General features: G+C 57.3%; 7 protein-coding genes. 1 reads left to right on the top strand and 6 read right to left on the bottom strand.

The annotated features are described in order from the left end of the window. Nucleotides 1-110 precede the first annotated feature (110 nt). The 4 genes from ACXI0A_RS03330 to ACXI0A_RS03315 form a co-directional block, all read right to left on the bottom strand. Nucleotides 111-1,751: a dihydroxyacetone kinase subunit DhaK gene (locus ACXI0A_RS03330; protein ID WP_476150383.1), complete on the bottom strand. Its 1,641-nt coding sequence runs from the start codon at nt 1,749-1,751 to the stop codon at nt 111-113. Between the two features lie 123 nt (nt 1,752-1,874). Then, a complete protein-coding gene (gene yncE / locus ACXI0A_RS03325) occupies nt 1,875-2,924 on the bottom strand; it encodes a 7-bladed beta-propeller protein YncE (RefSeq protein WP_476150385.1) in 1,050 nt (349 codons plus the stop codon). Between the two features lie 215 nt (nt 2,925-3,139). Beyond that, nucleotides 3,140-3,349 carry a YdgH/BhsA/McbA family protein gene (locus tag ACXI0A_RS03320; protein WP_224932196.1) on the bottom strand — a complete coding sequence of 70 codons (210 nt, stop codon included), beginning with the start codon at nt 3,347-3,349 and terminating at the stop codon, nt 3,140-3,142. Between the two features lie 307 nt (nt 3,350-3,656). Continuing rightward, the gene (locus tag ACXI0A_RS03315; RefSeq protein WP_224932194.1) at nt 3,657-4,844 is read right to left on the bottom strand and encodes an MFS transporter; all 1,188 of its coding nucleotides are present in this window, start codon (nt 4,842-4,844) and stop codon (nt 3,657-3,659) included. A gap of 103 nt (nt 4,845-4,947) precedes the next feature. Between ACXI0A_RS03315 and ACXI0A_RS03310 the strand changes: the two genes are divergently transcribed. Beyond that, entirely contained in the window at nt 4,948-5,898 is a 951-nt protein-coding gene (locus ACXI0A_RS03310) for a cupin domain-containing protein (protein WP_476150387.1), read from the top strand. 74 nt (nt 5,899-5,972) lie between these two features. Here the strand turns inward: ACXI0A_RS03310 and ACXI0A_RS03305 are convergent, their stop codons facing one another. Then, complete coding sequence (locus tag ACXI0A_RS03305; protein WP_476150389.1) at nt 5,973-7,517, bottom strand: methyl-accepting chemotaxis protein; 1,545 nt, start codon at nt 7,515-7,517, stop codon at nt 5,973-5,975. A gap of 373 nt (nt 7,518-7,890) precedes the next feature. Beyond that, entirely contained in the window at nt 7,891-13,974 is a 6,084-nt protein-coding gene (locus ACXI0A_RS03300; RefSeq protein WP_476150390.1) for an autotransporter outer membrane beta-barrel domain-containing protein, read from the bottom strand. Between the last annotated feature and the right edge of the window lie 54 nt (nt 13,975-14,028).

The following is a 14,028-nucleotide window of genomic DNA, read 5'->3' as shown; positions in this document are numbered from 1 at the left end:
GCCGCGGCGTGATGTATGGCGCACCTGTCAGCGTTTATATCGCTTCAGGTGCGCGCGATAAATCGCGCCGCTACCCTTCTCATTAATCAGCTGGCATCAATCAGCGACCATCAACCTGCTAACACCGCAAACACCTTCTCAACCGCATACGCACCCGGATCTTTCACCCCATCCAGACTCTGCTGATTCAGATAGGCCGAACGGCCCGCTTTGGCACTCTGCATTTGAGCCGTGGCTTCCGCACCTTGCTGAGCGGCTTTCGCGGTAGACGCCAGCGACTCACCGGCCACTAACGCTTCCAGCGCCGGTTGCAGCGCATCCACTAACGTACGATGGCCCGGCTGAGCGCCGCCGTAATGTTTCATGCGATCCAGACCGTGCATTAAGGCCTGCGGCAGTGCGCTGCCCTCTTCCAGTTTTTGCCCGGCGCTGGTGAACAGAATCGACATCAACACACCGCTTGAGCCGCCCATCACCGTCGCCAGTTGCTCACCGATCAGCGCCATTAAGGTTGGCAACTCATCCAGCGGCAGCTGCTTATCACGCAAGCCACGCTGAATCTTCTTCGCGCCTGCGGCAAAGGTTGAACCGGTATCGCCGTCGCCAACTTTGGCATCCAGCGCGTTGAGTTCGCTTTCCAGATCGATCAAGGTTTGTGTCACGCGCTCAACGTGTTTTGCCACTTCAGCGTTGTCGGACGGGTCGAAATCCAGCACGCTGCCGACTTTTTCCGCGCTCTGCAAACTGATGGGTGCAAAGTCATAGACCGGTACCCAGCCCAGCACCTGCACCGGCGCATTGAGTGCCTCAAGGAAGGGTTCCTCCAGCGCCAGCAATGACAGCGAGAAGCCTTTCATATCTAAAGCGCTGACCAGGGTTGCCGGACCGATAAGGTGGGTAACCCGCGCGGCAAGTGGCGATTGCAATACTTCGCGCGTCAACACCGCCAGCTCCAGCTGGGAGAAGCCGCCGAGGTTATTGATTAACAGCAGTGCCTGTTTGCCGTCTGGCAGCGACTGCGCCAGCTTATCGGTCATAATGCTGCTGATCTTTCGACTGTTTTGGGTATCAAGTGTCACCACGCCCGGTTCGCCGTGGATGCCCATACCCAGCTCGCTGTGGCCCGCTTCGACACGTTCATCACGCTTTTCGCCGGGAATATGACAGGTAGCAAACGCCAGCCCAATCGATGAGGTGGCGTCGATGGCACGCTGCGCCAGCGCTTTGACTTCATCCAGCGATTGCCCCTGCTCGGCAGCAAAACCGGCGATCTTATGCACCAGCACGGTCCCAGCGATGCCGCGCGGCTGAGGATTTTCGGGCAGCGCAATATCGTCCTGCACCATTACCAACTCAACGTTGTAGCCGAGATTTTTCGCTTTCTCCGCCGCCAGCCCGAAGTTCAACCGGTCGCCGGTGTAGTTCTTCACAATCAGCAGGCAACCTGCATCGCCTGTAACATTGATGATGGCATTGAGCACCGCATCGACGCTCGGGGAGGCAAAGATATCGCCGCATACCGCCGCCGTGAGCATGCCTTTGCCGACAAAACCGGCATGCGCCGGTTCATGGCCCGATCCGCCGCCGGAGATCAGCGCCACTTTGCTCTTATCCCAATCTGTGCGCACCACCACGCGGATCTCATCACCGAGATCGAGGCGGCTCAGGTTATGCCAGGGCGTGCTCAGCAAAACCCCTTCGATGGCTTCGTTCACCAGATCGTTTTTCTCATGCATAAAAAACTGGCTCATTGCTTCCTCTCCATTGGTGTTGTCGAGGTAAAAGGTAGCGTATATCGCGGGGCGAGCGGGGAAGGAAAGTGCGGAAATGCAAAGGGCGGCACACGCCGCCCTTGAGTTTCAGATAACTGCCGCTTACAGCGCGATGCGCAGGACGCTATCCGGGTTTTTTGGTGGCTCTTTACGGGTGCCTGGCTGCTTGATGCTAACAAACAGCGTTTTACCGTCTGCTGACAGCGCCAGGCTGTTGGGCAGGCCCGGTGCTTTCACCGTGCGCTTCACTTTATAAGAGCTGGCGTCGATGATGCTGATTTCACCCGCTTTGCGATGGGTCACGTACAGCTCGTTGCGGTCGGCATTGAACAGTACCGCCAGCGATTCTGGCACATCAATCTTATGAATCACCTGCTGAGTGCGGGAATCCAGCACCAGCACCTGAGGCTGCTTAGAGTCGCTCAGGAAGATGCGATGGCCTTGGGTATCCAGCGCGATATTCAGGAAGAAGTGATCTTTGTCGCCATCAATTTTCTGACGTTTTTCAATCGCGTTCAGGCGCGTATTGATGGTCACCAGTTCGCCGTCAGCATTGGTCACGTACAGTTTCTGCGCCGCAGAATCGATGGCCAGGCCGGTGCCCATTTTACCGGTGTTCGGTACGGTGCTGACCAGCTTCAGGGTTTTGCCATCCACAACCCACACCACGCTCTGCTCACCGAGGCCGGTGACATACACGCGATCAGTTGCCGCATCAGCAACCACTTCACGCGGTTGCAGTGGACGAACGGTTTCGCTGCGCTGACGCGCATCAAGCACCAGTGAGTTCAGCACTTTACCGCTGCTGGCATCGACCGAGGTCAGTGCCGCATCACGGGTATTGCCGAAGAACAGCGTGTTGGTTTTCTGGTTAATGGCAGCGCCAAAGGTCGGCAGATCGGTGTTGATGGTCTGCTTCACCGACAGGTCCTGCGGATCGAGACGATAAACCGTGCCACCTTTGCTGCTGGCGTTTTGCGCCGTGGCGAGGAACAGCGCGTTATCGCTGTTGCTAAACGCCAGTTCGTAAGCACCTTTGGAAATGACCTGGTTCAATGGCTGGGATTCAGCCGCCAGTACCGCAGAGGAAGATAACAGCGCTGTTGCCAGCAGCAATGGACGCAACGCCCATGTTGTTTTAATCGCTTTCATAACTTCTCCATAGCAAATCCACCGCCTCATGGCAGTGAAGTGAAAGCCCGACAATGCAACCAATTTAAGAATGACAGCCCGAGGCGAGCCGACGAAGGATGTTAGTTTTTGAGAATAGTAATCATTTAGGCAGGGAAGTAACAGAATTTTATGTAGTTACAAACGCCGCCAGGGCGCCCTAAGGCACCCTGTCAGCACAGATCGTTAACGCAGACTTATTTGGTCAACTCGGCAGTCATATGCACGCCGTTGTTGAAGTTGGCTTCAGTCACTTTATACGAAGCACCAGCTTTGTGCGCCTGAGCAGCAATTTGCGCTTCTGCGCCATCCAGGGTTGAAGCACATGCGGTGATGCTTTGCGCGAAGCTAGCGAATGGCAGAGCAGAGAGAGCAATAACAGCAGCAAAAGTTTTGATAGATTTCATGGTCAATTCCTCAATGATTTTTTATCGGATAAGGCGTCATCGCCTTGTTGAGATGAATAATAGGCGTGAAACCGATCACAAAAAAGCGGAGAGATTTGCCGTTGTTATTCGATTAATTTGAACATAAAAAGCACATTTGGATTAACCTGTGTGCAAAGGGTTAAAAAACTGGGTTTTGAATGTGGTGCAGGATTTATGTCTGCGTGGCTTGCCAGAAAAAAGAAAGGTCGCCATCAATGGCGACCCTACAGGTATCAGAGCTTTTTAAAGGATCGACGCTGATGGCGACCCTGACATAGCAAGCTATTTAACCGTGATGCCGAACGCGGGTGAAAATGGTGATGGCCGCCAGCAGCATCAGCACGCCGCTGGCAAGGAATACACCGCCCGCGCCGTTGAGATCAAACATCCAGCCACCTGCCGCCGCACCTGCCGTGATTGCCAGCTGAATGGTTGCCACCAGCAAGCCGCCGCCTGACTCAGCGTCATCTGGCACTGCTCGTGAGATCCACGTTGACCAACCGGTTGGCATTGAGCCAAACGCCAGGCCCCACATCGCCACACCGGCACCGACTACCCATGGCAGATTGCCAAAACTCACCAGCACCACCGCCGTCACGCTCATCACCAGCGCCATGCCGGTCAAGGTCAATGACACGCTGCGCGTCACCAGGAAGCCCGCCAGTGAGGTACCGAAGAAGTTCGCCACACCAAACGCCAGCAGCACTAGCGACAGCTGATTGATATTGAGCTGCGCGCTACTCTCGAGGAACGGACGCAGATAGGTAAAGAAGGCAAAGTGACCGGTAAACATCATGATCACCGCCAGCATGCCCCAGCGCATCAGGCTGTTACGCAGCAAATCCAGCACACCGCCGCTGCGTGCTTTGTTCTCTGGTGGCATGGAAGGCAGTGTGAAGAACTGCCAGAACAGCGCCAGTACGCCCAGTACGCCGGTCAGCAGGAAGATGTTGCGCCAGCCAATAATACCGCCGAGGTAGCTGCCCAACGGCGCGGCAATAATGGTCGCCAGCGAAATGCCGCTGAACACAATCGACAACGCCTTCGGCACCTGATCACTCGGCACCAGCCGCATGGTAATCGCGGTGGAGAGGGTCCAGAAGCCACCAATCGCCATGCCGAGCAGCACGCGCGCCAGCAGGATCATCGGCAGATTTTCTGCAAACGCCACCAGCAGCGCCGAGGCAATCAGCAGCAGCGTAAAGACCAGCATCACGATGCGACGATCGAGACGACGCGTAAGGTTGCCGACCACCAGACTGGTGAGCAGTGCCACCAATGCAGTGACCGTGACGGTTTGCCCCGCTTGCCCTTCACTCACCTGCAGCGAGTCGGCAATCGGCGTCAGCAAGCTCACTGGCAGAAACTCGGCGGTTATCAGGCCGAATACGCCAAACGCCATGGCAAACACCGCGCCCCATGCGGGTTTATCCACCGCTATACTTGTTTCGACTACTTCAGTATCCAGACTCATCTGCGATCCCCATCACAAAAATTCAGGTTGTAAGCATAGTGAGATGACGCAAGACGATCTATGATACAGAAACTTTGTTTTTTGATAATTCGTCTGGATTCGTATGAGCCGCTATGAAGATCTGACCAGTGAACTGCTGATGGGCATGCGCCTGTACGGCGTGAAATATCAGCGTATCGCCTTACATAGCCCTTTTGGTTTGCAATACGATGACGCGCCGGGCAAGGCACAACTGCACTTTGTTGGCCGTGGATCGTTAATGATCCGCTCAGCGTCTGGCGTGATCTATCCGTTGCAGGCAGGCGATGCGATGCTGATCCCGCACGGCAAAGCGCACGCGCTGATCTCCAGCGAGGATGCCATCTGCGAACCGATCACGACTTTCAACAGCAAGCCAATCTGCGGCAGCGTCTGTGCCATTGGTGACAGCAGCGAAGATTGTCCGGACGACAGCGATGTGATTCTGTTCAGCGCCTGCATGGCGTTAGAACTTGGTGGCATGCAGCCGCTGGTGCACACCATGCCGGACGTGATGCTGGTGAGCACTTTGCTGGCCCAGTACCCAGAAATCCAGCCGATTCTCGATGCCATGGAGCGTGAAACCCGCGACCGCAAAGCCGGTTTCGCCGGCATTCTCTCCCGACTGGCCGATGTGGTGGCGGCGCAGATTGTGCGCGGCTGGGTGGAAAACGGCTGCGGTAAAGGCAGTGGATTGGTGCAGGCGCTGCGCGATCCACGTCTTAGCCAGGCGATGGCAGCGATGCACCGTGCACCGGGTGAAAACTGGACGGTGGAACGCCTGGCGCGCGAATCGGGCAGTTCACGGTCGGTGTTTGCTGCCCGTTTTCAATCGGCCACTGGCATGACGCCGTTGCGTTATCTCACCGAGTTGCGCATGCGGCTGGCGGTAGAACGTATCGTCAATGAGGGTGAAGCGGTGGAAAGCGTTGCCTTCCACCTTGGCTACGGTTCGCTGGCGGCGTTCAGCCGGGCGTTCAAACGTATTGTCGGTACGCCGCCTGGCGCGTTGCGTGCGGCGCGCGAGCCTCTTTAACGGAATACGCTGATCGCTTCCACCAAGCGATTGGCATGAGGCTTCGGCGCATTTCGAACAGCGTGCGAGATCCTTTAACGGAACACGCTGATCGCTTCCACCAGGCGATTGGCTTGATGCGTCATACGCCCGGACGCTTCGGCACTTTCCGCCACGCGCGCAGCGTTTTGATGGGTGATATCGTCGAGATCTTCCACCGCCGTGCTCACTTCGCTCAACGCGATGGATTGTTCAGCGGTGGCAGAACTAATCTGGGCAATTAACGCGGTGACGTTTTGCACCTGGTCAACGATCTCCTGCATGGTACGCCCCGCCGCATCGGCATGATCGCTACCTGACTGCACGCGGCCCGCGCTGGTCTCCACCAGATTTTTGATTTCGCTGGCGGCTTTGGCACTGCGCTGTGCCAGACTGCGCACCTCGCCCGCCACCACTGCAAACCCTTTGCCCTGCTCACCGGCTCGCGCCGCTTCAACGGCCGCATTTAGCGCCAGAATATTGGTCTGGAAAGCGATGCCGTCGATTACGCTGGTGATGTTGGCGATGCGCTTCGAGCTATCGGCAATCTCCGCCATCATGCCGACCATCTCTTGCATCACCTCGCCGCCTTTCAGCGCTGCATGGCTGGTGTTCTCAGACAGGCTGTTCACTTCACTGGCGGTATCGGTGTTACTTTTCACCGTGGCGGTCATTTCGTTCATGGTGGCGGCGGTTTGCTGCACGTTGGCGGCGGCCTGCTCAGTGCGGCGGCTCAACTCATCGTTGCTACGCGCAATCGCATCGCTGGCGCTTAACACATTGATCGCCTGACCGCTGACGTCATCCACCAGCCAGCGGAACATCAGGCCGAGTTGCCCGATGGCGCGCAAAGTGATCCCAATTTCATCCACGCGATCCAACTGATCCACTTTATGACTGGCACCGGTAGCGACGCTTAAAGCCTGACGGCAGATGCGCTCCATTGGACGGGAAATCTGCTGCTCCAGCCACAGGCTCGCCAGTAACAATATACCCGCCATGCCTGCGGCAAAGCAGCCCAGCGCCATCGGTGCCATACCCAGCAACCAGACGCCGATCACCGACAGCGGCAGCAGGGTTATCAAGGTGGATCGAATACGCCAGCGCAGCGGCATGATTTTTAACAGTGAACCGAGACGACGCCAACCGGTGCCGACCAGTAGCCCTTTGTGGAAACGGCGGCCTTTGGCACGCCCTTCACGGAAATCACGGTACAGCGCTTCGGTCTGGCGGATCTCTTCCGCTGACGGTTTGGTGCGCACCGACATGTAACCCTGCACTTTGCCTTCGCGCACCACTGGAATAGCGTTGGCCCGCACCCAATAGTGATCGCCATTCTTACGACGGTTTTTTACCAGTGCGGTCCAGGGTTCGCCCTGTTTCAGCGTGGCCCACATATCGGCAAAGGCTTCCGGCGGCATATCGGGGTGACGCACCATGTTATGCGGTTGACCGTTGACCTCCCCCGGCTCAAAGCCGCTGACCTCAATAAAAGCGTCGTTGGCATAAGTAATGTGGCTGTTGAGATCGGTGGTCGACATCAGCGTGGCGTCATCGGCAAAGATGAATTCACGCTGAGTGATAGGCTGGTTGTTCCGCATGTGTGTTGTCCTTGCAAGATGCAGGCTAAAGGAAAAAATCAATTACACTTTTTTACCTTTTCGGCAGCAGAGCTGGCTGGCTTTAGCTCGAAGAATTAATTTTTATCCTGAATTAAAGCCATGGTGAACAATACCCCTGTTATTTGTGGCGGAAATCGATCAATAAAATTTTATTTAGAGTATATGAAATCAAGGTTTTGCCGAGGCGCAAGATGAGCAAGGTGCACATCAATGTGCACCTGAACCCAAGCCCGCAATTGATGGTGATCAGGCCAAATGTCGCATCTGTTTAATGACGCCATTTATCTTGAGCTGGCCAAATCCCGCAGCCATTGAACGACGACATTCAAGGCGACGCTTGAAATGCCCTCATTTAAAACTGCCACCTCACGCCAACGTTATAGCGCCACCCTTTGGCACCGTTGCCGCTGATCTCCTTGCGGTAATCCGCCTCCGCATACAGTGAAACATCCTTCTGCAACGTGGCGGTACCGCCCGCGCCCACTTCCCACATCTGGCCAAAGTGACCGCTGGTGAAGGTGGCACTGAGCGCAGGATTTTCTACCGATGAGATATTGGTGTCTGCCGTGCCGCCCCAGCCTTTGTAGTAGTTGGCGCGCAGGTAAGGGGTGTATTGGCGATGGCTGTCATCCGTCCAGGTGCGATCGAGTCGTGCGCCCAAACGTCCGATGGTCTGGTTATAATCGCCGTAACTTACCTTGTTGCCATCTTCATCGGTGAAGTCGTTCATGTTGAGCTTCATGTACATCAGCTGCGCTTGCGGCTCCAGCTTATAGCCATCGCCGAGATCAAACGGATAGCCACTTTCCAGCGAGGCAGTCCAGCCGTGACCTTTCAGCTTCGCCTCCTGCTTTTGTCGCGCGATATCGGTTTCACCACGATGCCAGTCAAAGGAGATCACGCCATCCAGATAGAATCCGTTCTGTCGCTGCCAGGTGCCGTAAAAGGCCAGGCTATCGCTGTCGAAGGTGGTGCTGCTGTACCCGTCGGCGGCATCCGGACGGATGCGCGTGTTACCACGCGTGTAGGCTAAGCCACCGCGCAGGCTGTCTTTTTCACCGTCGAGGCGCAGCACGTTGCCACCCACCTGCACCGCGCTGTAGTCCAAATCGAAGTCATAGCCGTAATCGCGAAAGCTCTGGTCACTTTTGTATTTCAGGTTGGAACCGATGTAACGCAGGAACATCTCGCCGCCATCGCCTTCCGGTCGTGTCTGCTCATGACGCAACTCACCGAGACGCTTATGCAGATCGTCGATAATCGCCGAGGTGTAATACGCCAGGCCAACCGGTGCAGAGATATAGGACGGCACCTGCGGCACCACGGCGGGACGCGCATCGTAGCTTTGCCCGCTGCCGAACGCATCGGTGATAAAGGTCGATGGGCAGCTGGCGCCATCTTCACACACGTAATAATTCGCCAGCCGGTAATCCCAGTAGTTGTTGCCACTGCCGGTGACTAAACGCTGACTGGGGTCGGTGCTGCCCGGCGCGAAGGTGTAGAGCCGGTATTGCCATGGTCCCGCGCCGAGATAGCCGTCTTTAAGGGCAAAACTCTCGGGACCAGCGTTACCCGCAACCTGTGCCAGCGATATCCCCTCGTTGCCTTCAATGCCGCCATTACGATTCAGGTCCGTTAGCGCGCCAGTGCTGCTGTCGGTGAGTTTCACGTTCACCAGCGTGGTGCCCGTGGCATTGCCCGTCACGTTGAGGTGGTCAGTGAACTGATTGCTCAGCGCGCCACCTTCGTTAAGGTCAGTGATCAGATTGAGCTGGCCGCCGCTGGAGGCCAGTGAACCAGCGATATTCAGGGTGTTTCCCGGTGAGCCAACGCCGTTTGTCAGATCGAGAATACCGGCGTTGTTCACCGTGAGTGAATCCGCGGTGCCACCCGCTAACGTCGGATGCACATTGTTGCCCGCATACAGCGTGGAGTTCGCATCCACGTTAATGGTGCTGTGCGCCAGTTTGAGGTTGTCGGTCAACGTCCACTGCGTATCGGTAAAGTTGATGGTGCTCCAGCCGCTGCCGAGGTTGACCCCTTTATTAAGGTCGTCGGCGCTCAAGCTCCCGCCACGAGAGTCGATCTGGTTGAACGTCAGGGTGTTACCCGTTCCGCTGCCGCTGGTGAGGTGATAGGTGGTGCCGAGATCCACCTTGCTGACCTCCGCACTGTTATTAGCGTCATTGCCCATCGTCAGGCTGCCGTTAAGCGTACCGCCCGTCCAGCGGAACACATCGGAACCGCCGCCGGGGTTGATATCGCCACGCACATCGCCTTCGGTCAGCAGGATTTCATCATTGGCATTGCTGCCCGCCACCGCCACAGTTTGGGGATTGGCAGTGATGATGTTACCGAGGTTTTCGAAGAGGGTTTTGCCCCCGCGCAAATCCACCACTGGCGAGGTCAGGCTGTTCGAAGTGAACGTCCCGGTGTTGACGATGGTGCCCGCCGTGCTGGAGATCAGTGCCGATCCACCCGCTGGATTGTCGATCGTGACATCTGCGGCGGTAGTGACATTGCCAGTGGTGTTGGCGCGGATGCCGCTGCCGCCCGCACCGGTAACGTTAAATTGATAGCCGGATCCCAGTGTTAAATCGCCGCTGGTGGTCGATCCATCCGCATTGGCGATGTTCAGGCCCGTACCGCTGCCGGTCACATTGGTGGTAACCGTCGAGGCCGGATCAAACGGCACCGCGGTGCGAATCCCGTTGCCATTCGCCACGTTGAGCGTGAGGTTGCTCAGGCTGACATTACTGAGTTCAGCCCGGTTCTCAATACCGTTACCGTTGCCCAGCACGTTGACCGTGGCATCGCTGGCGCTGAGTGCGGTGGCGCCGTTATCAACTAAGATGCCGTGCGCAGTGCCCTGTGTGGTGATCACCGTATCACTACCGGTCAGTGCCAGCTGTGCACCGTCGCTGATGCGTACGCCCGCCACGCCGTTATCTACATTGATCACGCCACCTTTGGCCAGCGTACTGCCGCTGCCAGACACATCCAGCCCGGTGCCGTTCGCCACATTGACCGTACCATTGTTGGTCAGCGTGCTGCCTGCGCGTGAGCGAATACCGATATTGTTGCTGCCGGTAAGGTCTACCACACCGTTGTTTACCAGCGTGGCGCCGTTGGTGACATCAAAACCGATGGCGTTGCTGCCTGCACCACTGAGATTGCCATTGCTGGTGACGGTGGTGGCCGCTGAGGTGCCATCCAGCGCGTTGCTGAGATCGGTGCGCAAATTATTGACCAGCACGCCGGCTGCGTTGCTGCCACTGACATTAATGCTGCTGCCGCTGGCCAAAGTAGCATTCGCGCCGCCCTCGGCACGCACTGCGGTGCTGCCCTGACCGCTGGCGTTGAAGCTGGCATTGGCGCTGTTCAGGCTGCTGCCGCTGCCCGAGACGATCACACCCGTGCTGTTAGCGCCGCTGGCGGTCAATGAGGTGGGATTGCTGAAGCTCAGCGCGGCACCCTCATCGATGCGGTATCCGGTGGAATTGAGGGTATTCACGTCCAGCGCGTTGGCGGCCGAGTTGATACGTGAGCCGCTGCCTGCCGCATGATAAGCAATCTGATCGCTGCCATTAAAGATCGGCACAGATCCGGCGGCGATGTTTACCAATGCGCCGTTGATTGCCTCTGCGCCAATCGCGCCAGAGCCGTTGAGGTTCAGGGTGCCACCGTTGAGATTCGCAATCGCCCGACTGCCGCTGGCGCTGACCCCCCGGCTACGGCTGATGGGACTGCCGCCATTAACGTCGATGTTGCCGCTGTTGTTCGCCGTGGTATTTGACGTGCTGCCGCTGCTGTTCACCGCAATGCCGGTGCCGCCATCGTTGATGCTGATGTTACCGCTGTTAGTGCCGGTCGCGCCGCTCTCAACCCTTATCCCGGTTGAGTTAGCGCCGCTAAAGGCGATGTCACCCGTGTTGTTGAGCTGCGCGCGATTGCGTGCCAGATAACCGATCAATCCGCTTTGCGCGGAGTTAAGCGCTGCCGCCGAACTTAACGTGGTGCTGGGCACCGGTGCGCCGCTGTTGCTGCCCGCCAGCGTATGTTTTTGCCCATCGACAATCGCGCCAATCGCGTTGTTGCCGGTGAGGTTGATGGTGGTGTCATTGTCGATGGTGCCCGTTGCCCCGCCTTCGATATTCACCCCTGTGGCACCCGCGCCGCTGACGTTGAGCGTGGCATTGCGGGTGTTGACTTCGGTGCCACCGGTGCCGCTGCCGTTCACCGCGACCGAACCGGCGCCCGATGCCGTGAGTGACAGATCGGTGCCGTCAAAATCCGCGCCCTGCTCCACGCGGAACAGCGTCGAGTTGGTGGTGGTGACATTAAAGGGATTGTTGCCCGCTACGTTGATTAAGGCGTTGGGGCCATAGGCAAAGAAGGCGATCTGATTACTGCCGTTGCTGAAGGTGGGTATCGCGTTGGCGGCAACTTCCACCGTGGCATTACCGCGCGCGTGCACACCAATCGCGCCGGTGCCGCTCAGATTTACCGGACCGTTGACGTCCGCACTGGCCTGGCCGGTGCCCTGACCTTCCACCCACACGCCAAAGTTACGCGTGCCGCTGGCGGGATCAGCGCCTCCGGCAACATTGATGGTGCCTGTCGAACTTGCGGAGGCGGAGTTACCGTTGGTGGCCACCACCTTCACGCCCGTGCCGTTGACGCCATTCAGATTAATGGTGCCGCTGTTGTCGATGTCGCCGCTGCTGTTGGTGACTGACATCCCGACGTTTTCACGCGGCACGCTTGCGGCAGCACCGTTCACATCAATGGTGCCATTATTGACCATCGTGACCCCGCTGGCACCGGTCGCCGACATGCCTGCCGCGTTCTGCACCTTTGAGCCAATCACGATGGTGCCGTTGTTAGTGGCAGAGCCGTTAGCCACTAGAGCAATCCCGCTGGTGAGGCCGCTCTGATTCATCGCGGTATCTGCTACGCTGTCGGTCAGGCTGTTCTGCGGACCACGGCCAATATAAATCTGCCCATCAGTATTGTTGGTAAAGGTGGAGGTCGGTGATGTCAGCAGCACACCAGAAGCGGTACCGCGCGCGCTGGAACCGTTCACGCCCACATTAATATTGCCGCTGTTGCTGGACGTCGCGTCATCCTCCAGCCGAATACCGGCCACGCCATACTGCGAATTACTGCCGATAGTAGCGAGGTTGACGATGCCGTTATTGTTAAATGCACTACCGCTCTGCACCAATACGCCGTTGGCACCGTAACCCGTCGAGCCGATACCGGTGCCATCCTGCCGATTCAGGAAGCCACCGTTGATAACGCCGGAGCTGCTGGTGCTGCCGTTGCTGTTGTCGGAGAGCACCAGCGCAGTGCCGTTGTTGGCAAGGGTGCCACGGCTGGCAAGCTTGCCATCGATTACCGCCTGCGCGCCGTTGGAGGCTTTGATTGCGCCGCCGGTTGATCCGACCACTTCCAGCGTTTTGCCTGCTGCCAGATTGACTCGAGCATTAGGGCCATCGGCATTGACCACAATGCGGTTACCAATTGGCTGTGTGACTTCATCTGGCGGCGTGGCACTGACGTTATACACGATATTGCCGTTGGTGACGGTGACCGCTTTGTTGAACTCGGTCAGATAGTTGGCTTTGTCCAGATTGCCCGCTTGCAGCTGGCTAATCAGCCAGTTGTTGTAGGTCTGCAGTTCGCTGGCGCTGTTCACGGTGAAGGTGTTGGTGGCGCCATCCAGCGTCTGTACGCTCACGCTGCCGTTGTAGGTGGCGATATTTTGCACCTGAAAGGTTTGCGTGGCGCCGGCGCCATCCGGCGTGGCAGCGGTGCCAAAGAAGCTGATGCGATTATTCGAGTTCCAGTTCAGGGTGCTGTCGCTGCCCACCTGAAAGAGCGTGGTCTGCTTCGCCGCCATGCTCCAGCTGTTGGTGCTGGCGCTGCTGGCTGCATTCGCTTGCCCGATATTCACATCAAGCGTGCCACCGTTCGAGACATCCGCAACACGCGTGTTGATGTATTGATCGCCGTTAACGTTAACCACGTCCGGCACCGCCGTATCGGAGGTCACTGGTGTTTGTGCTACCAGACTGGCGGAGTTGTAGACCTGGAAAGTCGTGTTACCGCCAGTCGTAGGATCAGGCACGGTGATGGCGAAGTTCTGCGGACCGGGATCGAGACGGGTCTGATTAAGAAACTGCGCGCCAGATGTGATGTTGACCTGTCCAAGGCTGGAGTTCACTGATCCATCCGTTCCCGGTGCGAAATCAGGAGTGCCGTTCAGCGTTTCATTGCTGCCATTGACGTTAATACTCTGCGCGCCAAAGAGATCGTCATTAATTTTCGGTGAATAGCTTCCCAATGTAATGGCTTGCGCACTTATCGCCGGATAAAACAGCGCCTGCGCGGCTAATATTCCGAACGCAATCGGGTTTAATGTGAACTTCATACTTCCTCCAGTGGGCGAGCAGCGTCCACGCTGTTATTGCAACAGCGTTAAATT

The organism is Pantoea sp. C1E2, from assembly GCF_056491465.1.
Note: the sequence above shows the minus strand (reverse complement) of the source record. Positions and strands in the feature narration are given on the sequence as shown.

Excerpts from the sequence above, each read along its gene's own strand:
- ACXI0A_RS03330 (WP_476150383.1), bottom strand. The coding sequence starts at position 1,751 with ATGAGCCAGTTTTTTATGCATGAGAAAAACGATCTGGTGAACGAAGCC.
- yncE (WP_476150385.1), bottom strand. The coding sequence starts at position 2,924 with ATGAAAGCGATTAAAACAACATGGGCGTTGCGTCCATTGCTGCTGGCA.
- ACXI0A_RS03320 (WP_224932196.1), bottom strand. The coding sequence starts at position 3,349 with ATGAAATCTATCAAAACTTTTGCTGCTGTTATTGCTCTCTCTGCTCTG.
- ACXI0A_RS03315 (WP_224932194.1), bottom strand. The coding sequence starts at position 4,844 with ATGAGTCTGGATACTGAAGTAGTCGAAACAAGTATAGCGGTGGATAAA.
- ACXI0A_RS03310 (WP_476150387.1), top strand. The coding sequence starts at position 4,948 with ATGAGCCGCTATGAAGATCTGACCAGTGAACTGCTGATGGGCATGCGC.
- ACXI0A_RS03305 (WP_476150389.1), bottom strand. The coding sequence starts at position 7,517 with ATGCGGAACAACCAGCCTATCACTCAGCGTGAATTCATCTTTGCCGAT.
- ACXI0A_RS03300 (WP_476150390.1), bottom strand. The coding sequence starts at position 13,974 with ATGAAGTTCACATTAAACCCGATTGCGTTCGGAATATTAGCCGCGCAG.